The following is a 24,710-nucleotide window of genomic DNA, read 5'->3' as shown; positions in this document are numbered from 1 at the left end:
TAACATGAAGAAGATATTTCTTTTTATTTCCTGCGCAGGTCTCCTGGCGGCAGGTTGCAACAAAAGCCTGCTGGACACCGCGCCGCATGACCGGTATACTGAGGACACATTTTGGGAAACACCGGAAGCGGCAGCTGCCGGGCTCACGGGTTGTTATTCCGTATTACGCAATGCCGGTGTGTATGGTGGTAAAACCTCCAACAATGCCACTGCCTTATGGGAGGAAACGCTAACCCCCAATGCGTACAACCAAACGGATGCACTGGGTTTTAATACCATTGCGAGAGGTACGCAAATGTCCAGCACTGGTGGCATTGTAACCGGTCGTTATTCTGATTGTTACGCTGGTATTGGTCGTTGTAACACCTTCCTGGTGAAGGTAGATGAAGTGGCCGCCATTGATGCGCCAACAAGAAGAAGAATGAAAGGAGAGGCGTACTTCCTGCGTGCCCTTTATTATTTCATGCTGCAGAACTACTATGGTGGAGTGCCACTGATATTAACACCACCCGATAAAAGTACGCAGGCACGTTTGCCACGCACGCCACGGGCAGAAGTAGTGAGTCGTGTACTCATCGACCTGGATAGCGCCGCCAATATTCTGCCGCTGAAATTTACCGGCGCTGATCTGGGACGAGCTACCAAAGGCGCTGCCATGGCTTTGAAAGCAAGAATATTGTTGTATGAGGCCAGCCCGTTACTGAATACTACCGGTGATGTAACTAAATGGAAAGCCGCTGCAGATGCCGCAAAAGCGGTAATAGACCTGGCCGGCACCGGCTACGATCTCTTCGCGGACTACCGTGGATTATTTTTGCAGCCCAATGAAAATAACAAAGAAGTGATTTTCGATGTGCAATATATCTTCCCGCAACAAGGTAGTTCCTTTGATCTGATCTGTTCGCAGTATAACACCAACGCACCGCTGCTGGATCTGGCTAAAACCTATTACACCAACAAGGGCCTGCCGATTACCGATCCTGCTTCCGGATATAATCCTGATAGCCCTTACCTGCGCCGTGATCCGCGTTTATACGGCACGTTTACCTACCCTGGTGATATGTATCAGGGCGCTATCATTAAAGCCACCCGCTTTGCGATCACTGGTTACGGTATGAAGAAATATAGTTTGTACGATAGTATTGCACCACCCAAAGATAAAACCGATCTGAAAGACGGACAGTCAGATATTAACTTTATCGTGTTGAGATATGCTGATATCCTGATGATGTATGCCGAGGCGCAGAATGAAGTGAGTGGCCCCGATGCCACTATTTTTGCCGCTCTTAACCGCATCCGCGATCGCGTGAAAATGCCGCATATCGATGGTACGTTAAGTAAGGATGCACTGCGTGCGGAAATCCGTCATGAAAGACGCGTGGAGTTTGCCGGAGAAGGTTTGTATTACAGTGATATCCGTCGCTGGAAAACCGCGGAGACACTGATGAACGCCACCATTCAGAACTATAGTGGTAAAAACCTGGAAACACGCAGCTTTGATAAGAATCGTGACTACTGGTGGCCTATTCCATTAGGTGAGCGTGATTTGAATCCTGCGCTGGAGCAGAATCCACTGTATTAATTGTTAGTAGGTGAAAAGCGTGTATGTGATAACGGAGGTTATTGCATACATGCTTTTTTATGCCAGCTATCAGCATCCACCAAAAAAGGGATTAAATACGTATATTACCTCTATATTTCACGTTGTAGATGGTGATCAAAAATATTTTTTGGACGATTGGCATCCTGATTTTTTTTGTTAGTTCCACACGGGCAGATGATTTTCCGGGAGTATCTTATTTAGGCATTGAGCAAGGGCTTTCCAATAATTCCGTCACCTGTATTTTCCAGGACCATAAAGGTTTTATGTGGTTTGGTACTTATGATGGACTGAACAGGTATGATGGTTATGAATTTAGCATATTCAGAAAACAGCCGGGCAATGAAAATTCCTTGTTGTTTAATAGGGTTACGGCTATTGAAGAGGATACCCGGTGTAATTTGTGGATTGGAACACTAGGGGGACTGAGCATTTATAATGCGGTCACCTCCAAGTTTGCTGCGCTTAGTTATATACCTGTCGGCGCCGGTAAACCCTCTCCCCTGGCGGAAAGGATTAATGCCATTAAAACAGATCAACGTGGGAATATATTTGTAGCCACTAATAACACCGGATTGCTGGTGTATCGAAAAGATGCTACCACCGCTTCACAAATACCTTATAGTAGTTTGCCCCGTTATGATGTGGTGGCATTGGAGTTCGACGAAGAACAGCGATTATGGCTGTTTATACGTAATGAAGGATTATGTCAGTACGATCTGGCCACTAATACCATCCGGATGGTCAATAACACCGTGCGGAATGGGAACTGTTTGAAAGCCGACAGTAGTGGTAATATGTTTGTAGGCGCCAGCAATGGGGTTTATGAATTGAAGCAACATACCAATACGTTGCTGCCTGTTTTTCCCACCGCAGATAACGTCGTACACTTCACCTTTTTAAAAAACCGGGACTTGTGGATTGCCACCGATGGGGGCGGCATATTTATCCGGCATGTGGAAACAGGTGTAATAACGCCCCTTCGGACAGCAGAAGGACAACCAGCGATCTCAAGCCCTGCGGTGTATGGTATCTATCAGGATAAGGATAGCCGCATCTGGATAGGAACACTGAGAGGTGGCATTAATGTAATAGATCCGGGGAAGGCCCGCTTTAAAACCATCCGGCATGATCCGCTGAATAAAAACAGCCTGGTAGATAATTTCGCTTCGAGCTTTAGTGAAGATAGCAGCCATAATTTATGGATCGCTACGGATGGCGGCGGACTGAGTTATTGGAACAGGACAGCGAACAGGTTTATTAATTATCAGCATGAAAAAGGAAACTCGCGGACGCCTGCCGGCGACCTCGTTACTACCGTAATCAGTGATACAGATGGTCGGGTGTGGATGTCGTTCTGGAATAACGGCATTAGCCGCTTTAACCCACAATCCGGCACATTTGAAACATTTACCTGTTTTAATCCCATTACCCACAAAGAAGACCGGAATGTATGGCGCTTATATAAAGATAAGCAGCAGCAAATATGGGCGTCCACCTTTGATTTTGGTAGTCTTTACCGCTTTAACCGCCAGAAAAATACCTTTGAATTATTTGATGACAAACTGGTTGACCTATTAACGATTGCAGAAGATAGAGCAGGCGGATTGTGGGTAGGGGAGCATAACACATTGATCAAAATTGATCCTATTCAAAAAAAGCACCAGCAGTATACCATCGGCAGCCGCGTGAGAGCGATTCATGAAGATAGGGCCGGGCACTTTTGGATTGGTACCGAAGACAGCGGACTATTATTATTTGACAGACATAAAGGAACCTTCACGCGGTACACAGAAAAAAATGGATTGTGTAGCAATGCGGTGCTGAATATATTGGAAGATGACAAAGGATATTTATGGCTTAGTACTTATAACGGCATCTCCAAATTTGATCCTTTTGTTTTAAAGTTCACCAATTACTCCGCATCAGATAATCTTCAGAGTAATCAGTTCAACTACAATGCTGCGCTGCTATTACAATCAGGAGAAATGGTGTTCGGCGGCATAAAGGGATTCAATATTTTCAGGCCATCACAAATCTATGCGAATGAAACCGCGCCGGCTGTTTTTATTTCCGGAATAAAGATCAATAATGTGCCGATTGAAGCAGATGGTTCTTATATCAGCAAGCATTCCTCCGATCAGGTACAGGAAATAAAACTGCCGTTTAACAAGGCTACGTTGTCATTGGATTTTGTGGCACTGGAATATACTTCTCCTGATAAAATCAGCTACGCCTACCGTTTGGCGGGGAGAGATGAAGAATGGATTTATACCGGGAGAAGCAGGTCGGTCAATTACACCAGCCTGCATGAAGGGAAGTACATTTTTAAAGTGAAAGCAACGGATACCGATGGCAACTGGACAGGTAAAGAACAGCAGTTAATTATCCTGGTATTACCTCCCTGGTACCGGAGTTGGTGGGCTTATCTGCTATACTCGCTGGCCGGAGCGGCGTTGATCTATGCGTGGCTAAGATACCTGTCGCAAAAAAACAGGATGGCGTTTGAAGTGGCCTGGGCGAAGAAAGAAACAGAACGGGAGAAAGAGCTGAATGAGAAGAAGCTGAGTTTTTTTACCAATGTTTCTCATGAATTCCGCGCCCCCTTAACACTGATCATCAGTCCACTCAAAGAATTACTCTATCATCCTGAAAAGTCGGCCGGCACTGGGGATCTGGCCATCGTTTACCGCAATGCCCGCAGGTTGCTGAGCCTTGTCGATCAGCTGTTATTATTCCGGAAAGCAGATACGGAAGAAAATAAACTGAAAATAGTGAGATTGAATTTTTCCGCGCTCTGCCAGGAAGTATATATCTGCTTCAGCCAGCAGGCGAAAATGAAAGATATCACCTACGAATTCAACTGTGATCAACCGGATATCGAATTATTTGTGGACCGGGAAAAGATGGAAATCCTTCTCTTTAACCTGTTTTCTAATGCGCTGAAATTTACACCGCCGGGCGGAAAGGTATCCATCACGATGGAAGAAGGAGACTATACACTGACTTTGAAGGTGCGTGACAGCGGCTGCGGTATTGAAGATCATATCGGCGACCGGCTCTTTGAGCGATTCTACCAGGAAAAAAATAAATATGCTTCCGTTAACTCCGGCTTCGGAATCGGGTTATACCTGGTGAAGCAATTCACGGATGCACACAAAGGCACCATTGCTTATCAGAGTGAAATAAATAATGGTACGCAATTCACCCTGGTGTTACAAAAAGGATACAGCCATTTTGCCGGAGAATATATACAGGAAGAAATTACACCTACTCCCCAATTCCTGCAGGAGTTAGTAGAAGACACTACTCCCGTAATTCCTGTGCCCTCCAAAGCGGAGCTGGAGGAAATCATTACTGATAAAAAAGTAATACTGGTTGTCGATGACAATGCGGATATCCGTGGATATCTGTCACAGATATTTAAAGACCAGTTTATAGTATATGAAGCGGTGGACGGTGAAACCGCCTTGCAGCTGGCCTTGCAGCGGATTCCTGACCTGGTGATCAGTGATGTGGTGATGGGCGTTATGACAGGCGTAGAGCTTTGCCGGAAAATTAAAGAGGAACCTTCACTGGCACATACGCCGGTGATTCTGTTAACCGCCTCGTTATCATCCGATGTAAAGTTAACAGGGCTGGAGTGTGGCGCGGATGATTATATCACCAAACCTTTTGATAAGGACTTGTTGATTGCCCGTGTGAATAATATTCTCCGGAACCGGAATGTGTTACAACAATATTTCTTTGACCGGATCACGCTGAAAAAGAACTACACCAAAATACCAACCATATATAAGGAGTTCCTGGAAAGATGTATTACCGTAGTAGAAAAGAATATTGACAATGAAGAATTCTCGATCCGGACCCTGGTGAAAGAAATGAACATGTCCCATTCCAGTCTTTATAAAAAAGTAAAAGCAACTTCCGGTCAGTCGATTAACGCTTTTATACGACTCATCCGATTGAGAAAAGCGGCAATGTTACTCCTGAGTACAGATATAAACGTCAGCGAGGCTGCCTTTCGGGTGGGTATCTCAGATGCCCGGTATTTCAGGCGACAGTTTGTAAAACTATTCGGCATGCCTCCTTCGGAATACATCAGGAAGTATAAAGGCTCCTTTGACGACACTTACAATTTAACAGAATGGAAGAGTTAAAAAGTCTCCATCCTGCTCAAAAAAGGGGGACTGATTTTCCAACTTCGTGAGAAGCGGGCTTTTTTGAGATATTTTATGGTAATCAAGTACTTAGTTTACCAATTTGTCCCCCTTTTGTATGAATTATACCCCCCTGTATCAGGCTACATCATTCTAATTTGGGTGAAAACTGATACAAATGGTCAAATCAAAAAAAGTCCTCCTACTCTTTGTAGGGCTTGCCCTTTTTCTGACTTCCTTCGCCCAAACGAGGAAGATAACAGGAAAAGTTACCGGACCGGATCAGCAACCGTTGGAAGGGGCAACGGTAGTTGTGAAAGGTTCGGCGCATGGGACATCCACGTTGAAAGATGGTTCTTTCGTTATTAATGTACCCGAGAGTGGTGCCACGTTAATTTTCTCATTTACCGGGATGGAAATTCTGGAATTCCCTCTTGCCAACAGAACAGTCGTACAAGTTCAGCTGAAAGGCAAAGTTTCGAAGCTGGACGATGTGGTAGTTATTGGCTATGGCACGCAGAAGCGGCGTGATCTCACCGGTGCGGTAGCCACCCTTTCCTCACAGGCTTACAAGGAACAGCCGGTATTAAATGCCTCTTCTGCCATTCAGGGCAGGGTAGCGGGTGTATCAGTAACCAACAACTCCGGTGCGCCGGGAGGGTCGGTAAAGCTGCGTATTCGTGGCCCCAATTCCATCAATGGAGGCAATGAGCCGTTGTATGTAGTAGATGGCGTAGCGCTGGGAAGCACCGGGCTGGGTGATCTCAATGTGAATGACATCTCCTCTATGGAAGTATTGAAAGACGCTTCTGCCACGGCTGTTTACGGCTCCAGGGGCGCTAATGGGGTAGTGCTCATCACTACAAAAAGTGGAGCTTCCGGTGTACCCAGAATTGAATACAATGGCTTCGTAGGTTTCAACAGGCCAATGAAAAAGTATAACCTGATGGACCCCGTGACCTATGCAAAAACTGCCAATCTCACTTCAGGGGTGAGTACTTTCCCCGATCCGCAGTCGTTTGCCGGTAAAGGAACCGATTGGCAAAGTATGATCTTCAACAACTCTACCACCCAAAGCCATGAGTTATCGGTAGCTGGTGGAAAGGAAGGCGTGAAATATTATGTTTCCGGTTTCTATATCGATCAGCAGGGATTGTTGGTGAACAGCAGTCAGAAGAGATTCGGCTTCAGGTCTAATCTGGATATGAAGCTGAGCAGCCGGCTGGATTTTGGTGTCAATGTATACCTGGCCAGGGCTAATGCGCATAACAACGGAGATATGGGCAGCAAAGGCAACCCGGTGACCAGCGCGCTCACCTGGGCGCCCACAGAGCCGGTATACAAAACTCCCGGACAATACAATCGTTTCGGTATATCACCTATCTGGGCAAATCCCTACATGACGATTAAAGAAAACGATAATGATAATTTTGCCAATACAGGTGTTTTCAACGCCAGATTAAAATATACCATCACCGACTGGCTTACCTTTACCACTAATGTGGCGCTGGATTTAAAAACAGCGAAGGCAGCCTCTCTGAGAAATGATTGGATCAGTCCCGGTAATCCGGGATCATCACAAGGCTCCACCGAGAGCTACACCTTTCAGAACAGTAACATCCTGACATTTCATAAAACCTTCGATAAACATGATTTAACGGCTACTGCATTAGTGGAAGAATCTTCCAATAAGTATAGTTATTTCAATGCTTCTGGTTCGGGGCTGGCTTCTTTGTCGAATGGATATTATAACCTGGGGCTGAACACTTCCCAATCAATTAATTCAGGTTATTCCAATTGGGCGCTGCTTTCGTACATGGGTCGTGTTGCTTACAGCTACAACGATAAATATCTTTTAACAGCTACCCTCAGAAGGGATGGTTCTTCCAAGTTTCAAGGGAAAAACAAGTGGAGTAATTTCCCTTCCTTCAGCGCAGGATGGAAACTTTCCAATGAAAAATTTATAGAAGACCTGGGTGTGTTCTCCAATCTTAAGTTAAGAGCTGGCTGGGGTATAACCGGTAACCAGGCCATTGATCCCTACAGCACGTTGGGCTTGTTGAGTGGGGTGATTTATTCCTATGGAACGGCCAACGGATTCCAGGGCTATACGTTAGGTAATCCTGCTACGCCGGATGTGAAATGGGAAACCTCCAAACAAACAGATATAGGACTGGATATCGGCTTGTTGAATGGCCGGATCAATATCACAGCGGACTATTACAATAAGAACACGAGCGACCTGCTACTCTTCACCCGGATCGCCAATTACGATGGTGGCGGATCTTACCTGAAAAATATCGGCAAGGTGAATAACAAGGGCTGGGAGCTTACTGTGGAAGGTACGCCTTATAAAAGCAGTCAGGTTACCTGGACCACCGCGCTCAATCTTTCCTACAACCAGAATAAGGTGATCAACCTGGGGAAAGATAGTTTGCTGGAAAGAAATGTGGTGGGTTCCGGACTAATTACCGCACCTATCCAGGTGGTAAAAGTAGGAGAACCCATGGGCGCCTTTTATCTGATTCCCTGGGAAGGTGTATATCAAAACGATAAGGGAGGCTATAAAGCCGGCGATGCACGGTACCGCGATGTAAATGGGAATGGCTCTGTTGGATTTGAAGACCGGGTGATTGCAGGATCAGCCACCCCCAATTTTATCTGGGGCTTTAATAATAGCGTGGCCTATAAAAATTTCGAGCTGAATATTTTTATCCAGGGCTCACATGGCAACAAAATATTCAATGCCACCTATGCGTCTACCGCCATACCTACCAGCGATGTGAAGTTTATCAATCTTGCTGAAGCTGCCAACTACTGGACGCCTTCCAATACCAGCTCTACCTGGGCTAATCCGGGCAGTAAAAATAAAAGCTGGGTAGAATCCACCCAGTTCCTGCAGGATGGTGGTTACGTGCGCTTAAAGAATATCAGCCTGTCTTATACCCTTCCAAAAAGCTTGCTCAAAGTAGCTATGGCGAAGGTATATGTGAGTGCACAAAACATTGCCACTATCACTAAATACAAAGGGTTTGATCCGGAAGCTACCACGGTAGGCGGAGATGTGGACGCAGGTATTGACCTGGGTGCTTATCCTTCTCCGAAAACGATCACCGTTGGGTTGCAGGTGAAATTTTAAACCTCCCACGCATGCTTAAAGCTATTGACATGAAAAAAGAAATCAACTATATATTACTGCTATGTTGTTTGCTGCTGGTTTCCTGTAGTAAATTCCTGGATGAAACACCCAAAGGAAGTGTTACGCCGCAGAGCTTTTATAAAACAGCGAACGACCTGCAACTGGCAGAAACCGCACTGGCCCTACAGTTCAACCTGTCGTTCAACCAGGTAACAGCGCCTTATTATGGTGGCGATGATATTGCTGCCAAGAGATCCGGTAACAAAATAGATTTTTCGGATTTTGATGTATTCAATGCCAATTCTTCCAACAGCAGAATGACTACGTGGTGGAATGCTTTTTATAGTACTGTGAAATCAGCGAACTCGCTGCTGGTAAATTATAACAGCGCTACAGATGCCACCCAGGATCAACGGAATAACGCGGGCGGCTATGCGTATTTTATGCGGGCCATCTGTTATTTCTATCTCACAAGAACCTGGGGAGAAGTACCTATGCCGGTGGATAATACCATCATAGATAACCGGCCCAATGCCAAAGTAGCAGACCTCTACAACCTGATAGTGGGTGATCTTCAAAAAGCAGAAACCATGTTGCCGGATCATTGGACCGGGCCTGCGAGGCAGAATGGCGTGGATGTGTTACCCACAAAAGGTGCCGCAAAGGCTTTGCTGGCAGATGTATACTTGACAATGGCCGGTTGGCCGCTGAAGCAAACCGATAAGTATGCATTGGCTGCTGCTAAAGCAAAAGAAGTGATGGATAATAAAGCTACCTGGGGATATGACCTGCTGACGAATTTCTCAGATCTCTGGAAGTTTGCCAACCGGTTCAATACAGAAGCGGTATACGCCTGTTACTTCAATAAAACTACGCCCAATGCTACCTGGGGTAATGGAAACATGATGGCGCCAAATCCCTATGCGCCTGATTATGAAGAAGGTGGTTGGGAAGATGGATTCGGAGAAATTACTTTCTTTAACAGATTCCCGGCAGGAGCCAGAAAGGAAGCGACTTATCAGAAAGATTACTTCGTGAAAAATAATCCTGCTAACGTGGTCGACTGGCAACACACGCTACAGAAGCACCCGTATTTTTTAAAGTATAGGGAAGATGATCAGTACGACTGGTCTACACACAAGGCGGGCGATTGGTGGAGTAGTGCTACCAGTTTCATTATCCGGTATTCCGAAGTACTACTAACCTATGCAGAAGCACAAGCCATGTCGGCCAGTCCTGATGCCACTGCATATGCGGCCGTTAATCTGGTACGTAAAAGAGCCGGACTGCTGCCCCTTGCGAATGGCTTATCCCAACAGGATTTCAGGGATGCCGTGGTAGCGGAGAGAGGATGGGAGTTTGCCGGTGAATTTGGTATCCGTTGGTTTGATCTGGTAAGAACAGAAACCGTGCAGAAAGCCAATGCCTTGAGAGATGCAGGAGAATCGCCACTCCTCAATCAGCCTTCTGATGCGGCCCATACGTATTACTGGGCGCCGATACCTTTTGTGAAATAATCATGGTAACCCTTAAAACTTCCATATTATGATGCACACAAAAAAAATGTTGACCGTTTGCGTGGCGTTGATAGGGACGGTGTTGTCTTCCTCCTGCAGCAAACAAGCACTCAAAACCAGCATCAATGCACCACAAAGCATGCTGGCTTCCAAAACAACCGTCACGAATGCCCAGCTGTTGAACAGCACCTGGACCACCGTAACCGATGCCAACTCATTTACCAATTACACAAATTTCGAAGCAGAATGGAGTTATCTGTATCCGTGGGGATCGGATCACAATGGAACCGCGCGCATGTACGGCAGCAGCACCGATCATAGTCAGATTTATCTGAATGGTGACGGCTCTTTGACGCTGAAGGCATCGTATCATCCGGATACGGCGCTTAATAAGTTTGATCCGAATATTCCCATTCATTATCACTCCGGCACTATCTATTCCAAACATCAGGTGTTGATTGATTCCATTTATCCGTATTGGGAAATCAGCGTAGACCTGCAAACACCCACTGCGTATGGTACCTGGCCTGCATTCTGGATTACCGCCGTTAATTCCTGGCCACCGGAAAGTGATATTGTGGAAGTAAAAGGAAGTACATCGATCTGGCAAAATACTTATGATGGTAACTGGCAAACCAAGCTGACAACCGTGGGTAATGCCGCTACTACCTGGCATCATTACAAAGCGGTGTACAACCGGGTGAAAAATGCGAATGGCTCGTGGTCTAACAGTGTGGAATGCCAATACTTCATTGATGGCGTGATGACCGCAGTGCATATAGGAAATAATTTTGCCAATGCACCTTACTGGCTCATCATCGATTTCCAGATGGAGGCCGCCAGTGGCAGTCCGGGTCCGCAAACAGCTACCTATTTCAATGTGAAGAATGTAGTGATGCGCAAAGGACAAACTCCCTTTGATCCTAACGCTTCTTACAAGCTGGTAAATGTAAACAGCGGACAGGTGCTCGCTGTTCCAAGCGCTTCCACCACACAAGGAATCAACCTTATTCAATGGCCATGGCTGGGCGGTACAGAGCAACAATGGCAGATAGGTGATCAGGGCAGTGGTTACTACTCATTGATCAATCGCAACAGTGGACAAGCGGTGGATGTGAAAGGTTCTTCTACTACGCAGGGCGCGCCGGTGATACAATGGTCATCTACCAATGGTAATAATCAACAATGGCAGATATCGCGGGTAGGAAATGCTATTTACAATTTCAAAAACCGCAATAGCGGAATGGTGTTGGATATGGCTAATGCTTCCAAAGCGCAGGGAGATACACTGATCCAGTGGCCGTATCAATCGGGTGCTAATCAGCAATGGCAGATTATCAGCCAGCAGTAAAGCCGTTTGTTTAAAGAGAGGGTGTCTCAAAAGTAATTTGAGACACCCTCTTCTTATTTCTACTTACGGTAACAGATCAGGCATGCTGATGGGACTTCTCTATTTCCATCTCTCTATAATCTGATTAACTTGGTACTACTCACTTTACGTGTTTGCTGACTGGTGACTCTGATAATCCACGTACCCACATGTACCTTACTGATATTGATACTTACGGGTTGCACTCCTTTTGATGCAGGCACATACACCTGTTGTACCACGGGTGCGTTTCCATGCAGGTCCATTATTTCTATCAGTAATTTATCACCGGGATTACCCTCTACTTTCAACCGAATCTCGTTGCCATTAGCAGGATTAGGGTAGGAAAGCAAGGTGGAAGGAGCAGTCGATTTAGATAGCACTGCATTATTTGCGATGGCAGCGCCGGTACAATCTCTTACGTATTCCCATGGCTTACCGGAGCCGGTATTCAGATCTGGTCTATCGCCCTGTGTCCACCATTTGGCGTTATATACTTTACCGGCATATACTACCTGGCTACCTCCATTATAAGCCGTAGTAGCTACCCATGCGGCAATGCCACCGCAACCTCCGCCACCGGCAGGATTTACCACCACATTTACAACAGCTGAGGTAGTGGAAGCACCACCATTATCCGTTGCCTTAGCTGTAATGGCGTAATTACCGGCAGCTACATTGGTCCAACTATAGCTATATGGTGCAGTGGAATCTGTTGACAGTAAAGTAGTACCATTATAAAAAGTAACGTAAGAAATGGTACCATCTGCATCAGCAGATGTAACGTTAATGGCTATACTGGCAGGAGCAGTAAATGCTGCATTGTTAGCAGGTGACGTAATGCTCACTGTTGGCGGCGTATTACCCGGTGTGCCACCACAATCCCTTACATATTCCCAGGGCTTTCCGGCGCCCGTATTCAGATCTGGCTGTTCTCCCTGTGTCCACCATTTGGAGTTGTATACTTTGCCGCCGTATACGACCTGTGCACCTCCATTGTATGCAGTAGTAGCTACCCATCCGGCAATTCCATCGCAACCACCGCCACCAGCAGGATTTACAATGATATTCACGATGCCGGAAGTCGTAGATGCGCCACCGTTATCCGTTGCCTTAGCTGTAATAGCGTAGTTACCTGCCGCTACATTGGCCCAGCTATAGCTATATGGCGCAACGGAATCTGTTGACAACAATGTGGTACCATTGTAAAACTCCACCCTTACAATAGTGCCTGCACTATCTGTAGCCGTAGCGTTTATCAATACGGTTGCTGGTGCAGTGTAAGTGGTGTTATTGGCAGGAGCTGTAATGTTTACCACAGGTGGTTTATTACCCGGGGTATTTACTTTCACTGTAACAACAGACGACCTTGTGCTGTCGCCTTTATTATCTGTTGCCAGCGCCGTGAGGTTGTAGGTACCCACAGGTACATTGTTCCATACAAAGGAATACGGAGCCACGCTATCTGTTGCCAGCAGTGCATTGCCGTTATAGAATTTTACAGCGATCACGGTGCCATCGGAATCACTGGCTGCAGCCTGGATGGTAATGCTGGCCGGTGCATTGTAATTGGTATTGCTGGCAGGAGCTGTAATGTTTACCACAGGAGGTTTATTTACTACGGTAGTGCCAAAGAAATAATCGTAGTAGTTACTGGCAAACTCATCGCCATGCACTTTATCCCAGTTAACCGACCAGGTCATGATACCTCTGAAGTTTGGATAACCAGCAGGTTTGCGCAACGTGTAGGCGCCGCCGTATGCCTGTCCTTTAATTAAATAATCCAGTGCTTTCTTCACATTCACCGGGGTCGTATAACCACCGCCTGCTGCACTGGCGGATGCCGGTACACCAAAGGCCACCTGGTCTTCCCGGAGTGGTGGAAATACTTTACCTGTACCCGATACCGGGAATCCCTGCAACAACACTTCCGACATAGCTACTATGAAATCGGAAGTAGCCTGGTTGTAGATGCCATTGTCGAGTCCCATCACAGAACCTGTATTATAATATTGCGGATGGATGAAAGTGAGCTCTGTGCGTACACCATGAATCACCGGCAGATAAGCGCCTACCAGTGGTCCATAGGTGGAGCCATAAGCGGTTTGTACATAATAGGTTTCTGGCGCCATGGTCAGCCAGCAATCTTTACCGAGTCCTTTGCGGTAGGCCACTACTTCTTTAATAGCGGCTATCAGGTTCACTACTTTTGGGGTAGTAGGATTTGTAAAATCATTGTCGCCGCTGTTGAGTTGCAGGTTAGCACCGCCTTCGATGTCTATGTCAAAGCCGTCAAAATTATATTGGTCCAGCAAGGATTTCAGGGAAGTAACGAAGGCTTGCTTTTGTGCTGTGGTGGTAAGATCCAGCGTACCCGTTTCGCCGCCAATGGACAACAGCACTTTTTTGCCCTGTGATTGCAGGTAAGCCACATCCGAAGCGAATACTGCCGGAGTGGTATTTTCCGGTACAAAGCTCATTGTGGCCTTATCCGTACCACTCATGGCAAATGCAATTTCAATCACATTGTATTTCGGGTTCACATTACGGAGAGGGATATACGGAGAAGCATCTGTAGGAGTGCCCCAGTTTTGCCAGTAGCCTACAATCACTTTGCCGGTGCTCACAGAGCCGCCGGTCACCGTGATATTGGCCACTGTAGACGTAGTGCTGGCGCCTTTATCATCCGTAGCAATGGCTTTGATAGCATAGCTGCCGGCGGTTGCGCTGGTCCAGCTATAAGTATACGGTGCAGTACTGTCAATGGCTAACAGCGTAGTATCCCGGTAGAAAGCCACTTGTTTCACCACGCCATCAGAATCACTGGCAGATGCCTGTATGTTGATAGTAGCGGGTAGGGTAAAAGTGGTATTGTTGACCGGTGAAATGAGATTTACTTTGGGCGGGATGTTGCCTGTTACATTGCCGGCAAAAACTTCATTGATCTTATTGACCAATGGAGAAGTGGTGTTGGGGCAATAGATCAGTTTTCCTTTCGCCTGTGTGGCGGTAGTCATATTGAGCATATCGCCGAATACCTGCCAGATGATCACACCCGCCAGACTATTGTCTTTGATATACTGGGCCTTTTCACCGATGGAGCGTTCGTTATCATAGCTGAGGAAAAAGTTGCCATTAGTTTTATAAGGCACTTTGGCTACATCATCCCAGTGATCTGTCCAGCCGGAGCCACTACCTGTTTTATTGAGGACGTAGCTATAGTTGGGTGTACCGTCCCATTGGTCTTTAGCCCAGTTGGTATAATCGGCGCAGGTTTGTATGGGTCCGTCAGGTTGCACGGTTTCTGCGCGTTTAACGGTAGCACCATTCAGGGCAGCCGCACCACTGGTAATCACCCCCCGACCGTAAAAAGGGGCGCCCAGGTTTACTTTACTCATGTTTACGCCCAGCGCACGGAGGGCCTGCGTAGTAGCATTGAGAGAAAAGCCACTGTATTCCGCACCAGGATAATCATATAACGGCGCATTATGTCCGGCTTTATTGGACCAGCCACCATTATAGTCATAGGTCATCATGTCAAAATAATTCATGGAATTATTCAGTCTTGCCCAGTCGAAACCCTGCAGCTTGGCGGGTGCGGCAGCAAAGCAGGCCGTGATGATTTTACTGGGGCCAATAGCTGCACGCAGCTGCTCTACCAGGGCAGCAAAGTTGGCGAAATCTGCTGGTCCATAATGCTCGATGTTCATACCGGGATCGTTGGGGTATTCCCAGTCAAAGTCGATACCATCAAAACCCATGCTGATCAACTCCTGGCAGCCGGCAATAAAACGGCCCCTTTTTGTGGCATCTGCGGCCATTTCAGGATAGTGTTTACACATACTCCAACCGCCGATGGAAGCCACTACTTTTACGCCCTTCTGATGCGCCAGGTCAATCACGCCGGGGGCACCACCCTGTTTGGGAACGGATAAAGGGAAAGATCCGGTTTTACCGGTGTTGACATTACTCCATCCACCACCGGCATTGCGATAGCCCAGTGAATAAGCATAACTGCCATCCGATATATTATAAAGGATGTCCAGTTCTCCATAAAGCAGGTACATGTCCCAGCTGCTGTAAATATCTGTATTTACCAATGGTGCCGGGGCTTGTGTGGCACCTACCTGGTAAATATTTTTATTGCGGTAGTCGCCACTGTGCAAGGAACCATCTACCGCTACGCCAAAGAAAGAAAAATTGAGCTGGGTGTACTGCGAGTAATCCACATTCAAATGATTGTAACCGCCAGCGGGTACAATACCTGCAATGTTTTTCCAGGCGTCCCATTGGGTGATATAGCCTATCACCTGCTTATTGTGTTGATGAGTGGTGGCTGGTACAGGCGGGCTTACCTGTGCCATCAGATTGCTGCATAGGAGGCCTGGCAGTAGCCAGCATGCCAGCAGCATCCGGCGTACTATGCCGGTTCTTAATGTAAAGAGGGAATTCATACTGTTGATTTTATTGTGGTTGAAAAAAAATCATACGTCTTGGTTGATATGGGTTGCTATTACACACGCTACGGGAATTCCAGGCAACAGTCGCCTTCATTACAGGTTTAGTTTTTCAAATGGCAGAATTACACAATGGAATGCACATTACAGCGGCTCTCGAAAGCGATGTCGGACAGGAGTCCGAATAGTACCATCGGAAAAAATAAATTATTTTTTATCCCGAAATAATTCCATTCGGGCCGATCACCTGGCTGGAATCATCAAATATTTGGCTAATTAAGGAAAACCTCTCCTGGCCCGTATAGTTGGGAATGGCTTGGTGCTGTTGGCCTTTGGGCGCTCAAAATCAACATTTTAAATGCACAAAGCAAGTCAGACGCCATCCCCTTTGTAACCTTATCCCTACCCCAGGTGCCCGCAAAAGCAACAGCTTACAGTAAGCTTGTTTTGATACAGCCTCTCTTTATATTTTATGTACTAGGTAAGATGATGATATAGGCAGATGCCCACAGGATAGATGATGGAAGGGATATTACTTTTTTTCGTTCCATTTAATGGTTATCTTATTGGCCTAACTGATCGTTCGTCATGCGTAATTCCCCGTTTGTAATTAAAACAGTGCTACAATGTTTGCTATACCTGACTATTTCTACGATGGCTATCTGCCAGCAATCTTTCCCCTACGTTCATAAAGGATGGAAGGCAGATGTACAAACAGGTGATACTTATGTGTTGAAAACGAATGCAAAAAATGCTGCGGAACTTGATTATGGAAGTATTGATAAATCGCAGAAAAATGAGAGCCGTGCTTCTCTCCATAATTCTTTCTCTTTTGATACCCCTATTCCACGGGGCGCCGTTTTGGTGGAGGGCGAGTTCAAAACGGACAGCCTGACAGACGTGAATGAAGCGGGGTTTGTAATAAGCGGGAGTATGGACAATAAATCTCCGTATGTTTTTTTTAGGAATCTTGCCTCATCCAGGGTCAAGAACCATAATGTTGTCAATAAAATTTACTGGGTGATCCCATTTGAAACGCCGATTAATACCCTGGGTTGTTCGGTTCATATTAAGGGGGCTGGCAAAGTGCAGATAAGTCATCTTAAAGTGACGGTTACCAAAGGTGAATTTGATGACACGTGGAAAACCGCTTATGCAGATCGCGTGGCAAAGGATAAAACCTTACGGGATAAGCTCGCCCTGTATATAAAAGTATGGGGCTTTTTGAAATATTATGCTGCTGCCATCAGTGAAAAGAACATCGACTGGGATGCCGCATTTGTAAAGTATCTTCCGGCTGTATTTAGTGCGGATAAGAAAGCGGATTTCAATCAATCATTGAACAACCTGATAGCGACTTCTCAGACGGTTATTGCTAAGAGTAATTTTCGTATTGATTCATTTTCCAAAGTACAGCTGATCAACTTTGATAACAGCTGGTTGACAAAATCGGAGCTACTGGATAATGATATCAGTATTCATCTCCGGAAAATTGAAAAAGGATACCAGCCATTCCGTAATTATTACGTGCAGCTGGCGGATGGTGTAACGATCCCTAGTCCAAAATTTAATCATGAGGAAGCCTATACCATGTACACCTTACCTGATGTGCGATACAGGTTGTTGCTACTGGCCAGGTATTGGAACATCATACAATATTATTATCCTTATAAGTATGCTATTGGAGAGAATTGGGAGAAGATACTCGAAAAAAATATTCCTCTTTTTACTGCTGCTACTACCGGCGATGCTTATATGAGGGCTGCTTTGCTATTGGATGCAGCTATTAATGATGGCCATGCACTCATTTCCCCTGTCACGACTAAGTTGTCATTTTGGAGAGCTGTGTATGGAACTGACAAAACCGTAATAATGCCCTTGCTGTTCGAAATAATTGACAGCAATGAGGTGGTTGTTAGTAAAGTTGATAGTAGTTTCTCTGCGCGTACGGGTATTAAAGCGGGTCACAGGATGTTGGCGATTAATAATGAAAGTATGTCGGACCGGGTAGCTGCGATTGCTCAATATATAAGTGCGTCCCGGAGGGAGATGAAATATTACTATATATCTGCCCTGCATCTTCTCTCAAATGTGCCACTGGCTTCAGATAGTTTGACTTTTAAGTATAGCTCCGAAAGTGGAGAACTAAAGTCAGCTACGGCAAATTTTGCTTCCAATTATTATAAGGATTATCCTGATCCTGCCATTTTCAGACATATTGCCAATGGAATGGGGGCAATGGAAGATAATACAGCAAAGAAAGCTGCCATAAAATTGCTAAAGGACTCCATTTTGTACGTAGATGTTTCCCTGTATACACAGAAAGATTCTACACAACTTATACAGCTGCTTCCGGTTGTAAAGAAAGCAATGATTGATCTTAGGAAGTATCCTTCTCCGGATGCTTATAGTATGGTGCCTTTTTTTGCGCCGGTGAATACGCCTTATATTACTGGCACCTATCCCAGTGCTTATCCAGCCATTCTTGAAAAGCTGGAAACAGGAAGCACTTATCATACTACTCCACCTCTTTTTAAAGGCAAACTGGCATTATTGATTTCGGAAGGGACACAGAGCAAGGGCGAGTTTTATACTATGATGCTGCAAACCGTCCCCCATGTAAAGCTCATTGGTAGAACAACCGCCGGTGCCGATGGCGAAAAGAGTTATATACCTGGGGTGGGCGTGTATGGTTTCGCTTTTTCCGGAATGCGGGTCATTTATCCCGACAATAAGGAAACGCAGCGGGTGGGTATAAAACCCGACGTGTATGTGCCGATGACGGTAAAGGAAGCATCAACAGATAGCGATATGATACAGGATGCCGCTATCCGTTACCTGGAGCAATAGAAGTTACCTGCGCGCTATGGTCTACTTTTCTGTTTTAATTATTTAATGTACTATTGTTTAATAGTACTCCGCATAGTTATGCCACTGGCACTGGCACTGGAAGGAGGCTGAACCGAAAAATTCCTAATAGTAGTTTAATGGATTTGCAGTCCCAAAATCACTTGTTATCTCTCTTTGCCGAAATTGCTGACGGCGATGCGACCGCCTTTACCACGTTGTTTAATACTTACCACAGCCGCATCTTTTCTACCGCTTTGCAGTATTGTAAGGTTAGGGAGCAAGCGAATGATATTACTCAGCTGGTGTTCTCCATTATATGGGAAAAGCGGGCGTCTTTAACTACTGTGGAAGATGCAGAAGCCTGGATGTGGGGCATCACAAAAAACCAGACCTTAAAGCTGCTTAAAAGGGAAAGTTATCATAAGTCATATGTCAACTATGCGAAAGCGCTTTTTGAAGAAGAGAGCGATACCCCGCTGCATCAACTGATCCTCCGGCAAAAAGGGGAAGTGATAGAGGGATTTATAAAGGCATTGCCGCCCAGGCAGGAAGAAGTTTACCGGATGACCCGCTACGAAGGAGCCAGCTATGCTGAGATTGCCGAGAAACTGGGCATCGGCGTAGAAACGGTAAAAGAGCATATGGCAAAGGCATTAAAGAAAATAAGGGCGCAACTGCTGCTTTACCGGGAGGATATTATTTCGTTGTTGGCCGCCGCCTGGTTTATAAGCGGGAAATAAATTTTTTTTTGAGAGGTACCCCCCCATTTTGAATGGGTCAAGATACATGTAATAGCATATGCCTGATCAATCAAATAAAGCACATCGTTTTAGCTACCTGTTGCAAGGCTGGCTTTCACAACATCTGACGCCGGATGAAGTGGAAGAATTCCTGAATGGATTGCAGGAAGATGAGCTACGGGAGTTACTGGGGAAGGAAATGACGAAAGACCTGGAACAACATACTTATACAGGTCTGGAAACGAGCGGGGAACGTGCAAAAATGCTGGAAGCATTGCAACAGATGGTGAATAGTGAACCAGTTGCTTCGCCAACACCTGTCAGGAAGATGATACGCAGGGCAATGGTAGCTGCTGCCGCCGTGTTGATCGGTGTAATGGTATACCGGTACTGGCCGGAGAGAACCACCAAACAGGCTATAGACGATGCTTCCATCACAGATGTAGCCGCACCTAAAATCAGTCATGCGATACTCTCTTTACCAGATGGCACTAAAATAAAACTGGATGACGTGAAAAGCACGGCACAGGTACAGAAATATGGCATTCAATTATCCCGTGTAGGCGATGGAGAAGTGGCCTATACACAGGCAGGCGGCAATGCGGGCGTACTACAGGCCCGTGTAGACAATCCCCGCGGCAGCAAAATGATGAAGCTGAAACTGGCAGATGGTACCTGGGTGTGGTTAAACGCCGAATCTTCCATTGCTTATCCACTCACCTTTGAAGGAGATACCAGAAAGGTAGACATCACCGGAGAAGTATATTTTGAAGTGGCCAAATTGCCAGGAAAGAAATTCATCGTAAACGCGCAAAACGTTACTACAGAAGTATTAGGAACCCATTTTGATGTAAGAGCTTACACGGATGATCCCGCCACGAAAGTGACATTGCTGGAAGGGGCGGTAAAGGTAGCTGATAGTAGTTCTCACGATATTCGCAAGCTGTTACCCAACCAGCAAGCGATTGTTAACACCGGGATTGTCATTAACAATGATGTAAATATAGAGGACGTAATGGCCTGGAAAGATGAAATACTCAGTTTTAATGAGGCCGATATCAAAACCATTATGCAGGAAGTTGGCCGGCTGTATAATATGAAAGTAGTGTTTCAGGGAAAAGTGTCAGACCGCAAATTTTCAGGTAGGTTCAGCCGAAAAACCAGCTTGTCCGTCATCTTAAGCGTGCTGCAAAAAAGCGGCATTAACTTTAAAGTCAGCAATGGAATAATCACCGTGCTGCCCTAGTCAACTAAATGATAGCAATTGTAAAGCGTGCAATGAAACAATTATATATTCAACCATCATCAACACCGCGATATCAGATGTAAAGTGAGGAATGAAAAAACAGAAATAATTCCACCATCCTCATAAAAAAGGCTCAACCAAAAAAAACGCCCCGGAGTGCAATCCGGGGGCGCCATTGAATTGCGTTGAGTTGACAAAAAACAAAATGTCAGTCTTGTTATTATTCACTCAAACAAAACAAAGTTATGTGTTCTAAGGCGATTATTGCCCGGAAAATTCCAAAATTCAACAGTCACTCCATTATTAAAACATTGCTTGTAATGAAGATTACAATGGTTGCTACTGTAGCAATGGTTGTCCAGGTGCATGCAGCGGGCTATGGACAAGTAGTGAGCTTATCTCAAAAGAATGCAAAGCTCATCACCACATTAAAACAGATCGAGAAGCAAACGGACTATTTTTTCTGGTACGAAAATGAATTGCTCCGGCAGTCGAAACCGGTCAATATTCAGCTGTCTAAAAAACCGCTAAAAGAAGCGCTGGATGATTGTTTCAAAGATCAGGCGATTACCTGGGAAATTGTTGATCACACCATTTTGCTAAGACCTAAACCTATGGCGGCCACCCCGGGGCAACACCTGGAGCTATCTGAAACAGATCGTAAGATCCGGGGAACCGTAAAAGATCCTACTGGAAATCCAATCCCAGGCGCCACCGTGCTGATTAAAAACACCGGGAAAGGGGTAGTCACCAATGCAAACGGAGATTTTAGCATTGACGCCTCACCAGGTGATGTATTGATTATTTCTTCTATTGGCTATCAGCGGACGGAAATTACCGTTGGTAATAATACAGAATTGTCGGTTCAGCTGAAAGTGGAAGAAAAAACCGTAGATGCGGTGGTCGTAACGGCATTAGGTATCAAACGTAATGAACGGTCGCTGACCTATAATCTTCAGACCATAGGAGGGAAAGAAGTGAATAACGTACGCAATGCGAGTTTCGTCAATAGCCTCACCGGCAAAGTGGCTGGTGTAACGATCAACAGCACTCCCGGCATTGGTGGTTCTACGCGCGTGATCATGCGCGGACTGAAATCTATCAGTGGCAATAACGGCGCCTTATACGTGGTAGATGGGATTCCGCTACAGCAACTCTCTTCCGCCGGTCAGCCTGCTGATAATTTTGGTGGCACCGATTATGGAGATGGTATTTCCAACCTGAACCCCGATGATATAGAAAGTATTTCGGTGTTAAGTGGGGCCTCTGCTGCTGCCTTGTATGGCGGACAAGCAGCTAATGGCGTGGTACTGATCAATACGAAGAAAGGAATAGAAGGGAAACTTAGAGTGAATTTTTCTTCGGGCGCTTCCATGTACGATCCTTTTGTTAAAGTAAAGGAACAACAGAAGTACGGATCTACTACTTCTTCTTCCGGCAATAAATCATTTGAGAGCTGGGGACCAGCGTTGTCAACACCTTCCAGCTATGATCCCAACAGCTTTTTCAAAACAGGATCTGAGTATTCCAATGCCCTCAGTGTTGCCACAGGCACACAAAAAAATCAGACCTATTTCTCTTTGTCTTCGCTGAATTCAAAGGGCATCATTCCTAATAACAAATTAAACAGGTACAATATATCTGTAAGAAATTCTACCAACCTTATTGACGATAAGTTAACCCTGGATGTCAGCGCGATGTACCTGACACAGGAACTGCGTAATCCTCCACACAGCGGACAATACATTAATCCACTGGTGCCCGTATACCTGTTTCCACGCTCAGATAATTTCGACGATTACAAAAATTATGAACGTTACGATATTTCCCATAACTATAATATACAATATTGGCCTTATGGAGATTTAAGTCTTGCTGCGCAAAACCCCTACTGGACGGCTTACCGCATGCTGCATACTGTTAACAGACAAAGATTGCTGGCAAGTGTAATGCTTAAATACAACATCACTAGCTGGCTGAATATTGCCGGCAGAGTAAAAGTAGATAATGCTACTGACAACGATATCACCGAGAATTATGCTTCTACGCTGCAGTTATTTACCGGTAGCCCCAATGGTAGCTATAACCACGGTGCCACTACCAGTAAGCAAACTTACGCAGACCTGTTGCTGTCTTTAAATAAAAAGTTAGGAGATAACTTTTCGTTGAACGCCGTGTTGGGAACCAGTATTACAGATAACCAGGTAAATGGCGCCAGTATTGGTGGTGCATTGGCATCATCTGGTGTGCCTAACTTCTTCTCTGTTTCAAACGTGGATCAGCTCCATATCGGAGGGGGTGAATCCAGAAGCCGCAACCAAACCCAGGCTGTATTTTTGACGACTCAGCTCGGATATAAGAACTTCCTGTTCCTGGATCTGACGGGCCGTAACGACTGGATTTCTCAACTGGCCTATGCCGAAAAATCATACACATTTTATCCATCAGTAGGGTTGTCTGGTATCATCAGCGATATGGTAAAGCTGCCCGGTTTCATTTCCTATGCCAAGGCGCGGGCTTCCATGAGTTATGTGGGAAACCCTCCAAGCCCTTATCTGACCTATGCACTGTATCCGGTAACTTCCGGCGTAGTAACCCCTATTGCCGCAAAACCATTTTCTGCCCTGAAGCCGGAGAAAACAGCTTCTTTCGATGCGGGATTAGACCTGAAGTTTATGAATAATAAGCTGAACTTGTCCTTCACTTATTATAATACCAATACTACTAACCAGATATTTTCTGCCAGCCCGCCTCCAGGCTCCGGCTATAGTACCTATTACGTGAATGCCGGTAAAATCAGCAATAAAGGCATTGAAACAATGGTAGGGTATGTAGGCAATTTTGGTGCATTGTCGTGGAATCCTTCGGTAACATTTACCTTGAACCGCAATGAGATTAAAGCCGTGATGAAAGATTATCAGAATCCATTTACCGGCAAAACTGAATCGCAGGATTCATTGTCTATCGGCGGTGGATTTATTGCGGCAGGTGGAACACTCAGCGATATTTATCAACGGGCATTTGTGAGAGATGCCAATGGTGTGATACAAACCAACGCAGACGGTACACCGCAAACAACTGTAAAAGCGGTGAAAGTAGGAAGGGCAAGCCCTGATTATAACATCGGGTTTAATAACAGTTTCACCCTGCATAATTTCTATCTGAATGTATTGGTGGATGGACGTTTCGGCGGACAGGTAGTATCTGCTACGCAATCGTTGATGGATGGATATGGTGTATCCAGAGAGTCAGCCGCAGCGAGAGATGCAGGTGGGGTGAATGTGAACGGTAAAATGATTGACGCGCAGAAATATTACAAAGATATCCTGGGAGCCGCTACAGCTACCATTCTGGGTGAATATGTATACAGCGCTACCAATATCCGTGTACGTGAACTTTCTTTCGGCTATAATTTCTCCGGAAAATATTTTAATGATAAAATACAGGGGCTGAGTGTTGGTGTAACTGCCAGAAATCTCCTGATGTTGTACAACAAGGCGCCTTTTGATCCGGAAGTATCAATGGCTACCGGCACGTATTTCCAGGGATACGATTACTTCATGCAGCCCAGTCTTCGTCAACTCGGACTTCAGCTGAAAGTTTCTTTCTAAATGTACCAACAAAAAAGAAAA

At 45.6% G+C, this 24,710-nt stretch carries 10 protein-coding genes; 9 read left to right on the top strand and 1 reads right to left on the bottom strand.

Annotation, left to right across the window (positions count from 1 at the left end):
* Positions 1–4: 4 nt before the first annotated feature.
* The 5 genes from AC1DFM_RS01735 to AC1DFM_RS01715 all read left to right on the top strand — a co-directional run bounded on the left by AC1DFM_RS01735 (position 5) and on the right by AC1DFM_RS01715 (position 11,767).
* Entirely contained in the window at positions 5–1,582 is a 1,578-nt protein-coding gene (locus tag AC1DFM_RS01735) for a RagB/SusD family nutrient uptake outer membrane protein (RefSeq protein ID WP_477075002.1), read from the top strand.
* A gap of 128 nt (positions 1,583–1,710) precedes the next feature.
* A complete protein-coding gene (locus AC1DFM_RS01730; RefSeq protein ID WP_477075001.1) occupies positions 1,711–5,760 on the top strand; it encodes a hybrid sensor histidine kinase/response regulator transcription factor in 4,050 nt (1,349 codons plus the stop codon).
* A 178-nt stretch (positions 5,761–5,938) separates the two neighbouring features.
* A complete protein-coding gene (locus tag AC1DFM_RS01725; protein ID WP_477075000.1) occupies positions 5,939–8,899 on the top strand; it encodes a SusC/RagA family TonB-linked outer membrane protein in 2,961 nt (986 codons plus the stop codon).
* Between the two features lie 11 nt (positions 8,900–8,910).
* Complete coding sequence (locus tag AC1DFM_RS01720) at positions 8,911–10,416, top strand: RagB/SusD family nutrient uptake outer membrane protein (RefSeq protein WP_477074999.1); 1,506 nt, start codon at positions 8,911–8,913, stop codon at positions 10,414–10,416.
* Positions 10,417–10,444: 28 nt separating this feature from the next.
* Positions 10,445–11,767 carry an RICIN domain-containing protein gene (locus AC1DFM_RS01715; protein ID WP_477074998.1) on the top strand — a complete coding sequence of 441 codons (1,323 nt, stop codon included), beginning with the start codon at positions 10,445–10,447 and terminating at the stop codon, positions 11,765–11,767.
* 113 nt (positions 11,768–11,880) lie between these two features.
* Here AC1DFM_RS01715 and AC1DFM_RS01710 read toward each other — a convergent pair whose 3' ends face one another.
* On the bottom strand, positions 11,881–16,239 hold the full coding sequence (locus tag AC1DFM_RS01710) for a glycosyl hydrolase family 18 protein (protein ID WP_477074997.1): 4,359 nt from the start codon (positions 16,237–16,239) through the stop codon (positions 11,881–11,883).
* Positions 16,240–16,830: 591 nt separating this feature from the next.
* Here AC1DFM_RS01710 and AC1DFM_RS01705 point away from each other — a divergent pair.
* The 4 genes from AC1DFM_RS01705 to AC1DFM_RS01690 all read left to right on the top strand — a co-directional run bounded on the left by AC1DFM_RS01705 (position 16,831) and on the right by AC1DFM_RS01690 (position 24,689).
* A complete protein-coding gene (locus AC1DFM_RS01705) occupies positions 16,831–19,092 on the top strand; it encodes a S41 family peptidase (protein WP_477074996.1) in 2,262 nt (753 codons plus the stop codon).
* Positions 19,093–19,229: 137 nt separating this feature from the next.
* Positions 19,230–19,832, top strand: a complete 603-nt coding sequence (locus tag AC1DFM_RS01700) for an RNA polymerase sigma factor (RefSeq protein WP_477074995.1) — start codon at positions 19,230–19,232, stop codon at positions 19,830–19,832.
* A 58-nt stretch (positions 19,833–19,890) separates the two neighbouring features.
* Positions 19,891–21,078 (top strand): FecR family protein, encoded by a 1,188-nt coding sequence (locus AC1DFM_RS01695; protein WP_477074994.1) that lies wholly within the window; start codon positions 19,891–19,893, stop codon positions 21,076–21,078.
* Positions 21,079–21,398: 320 nt separating this feature from the next.
* On the top strand, positions 21,399–24,689 hold the full coding sequence (locus tag AC1DFM_RS01690; protein ID WP_477074993.1) for a SusC/RagA family TonB-linked outer membrane protein: 3,291 nt from the start codon (positions 21,399–21,401) through the stop codon (positions 24,687–24,689).
* The last annotated feature ends 21 nt before the right edge of the window (positions 24,690–24,710 follow it).

Source organism: Chitinophaga sp. 05T412, assembly GCF_056396465.1.
Note: the sequence above shows the minus strand (reverse complement) of the source record. Positions and strands in the feature narration are given on the sequence as shown.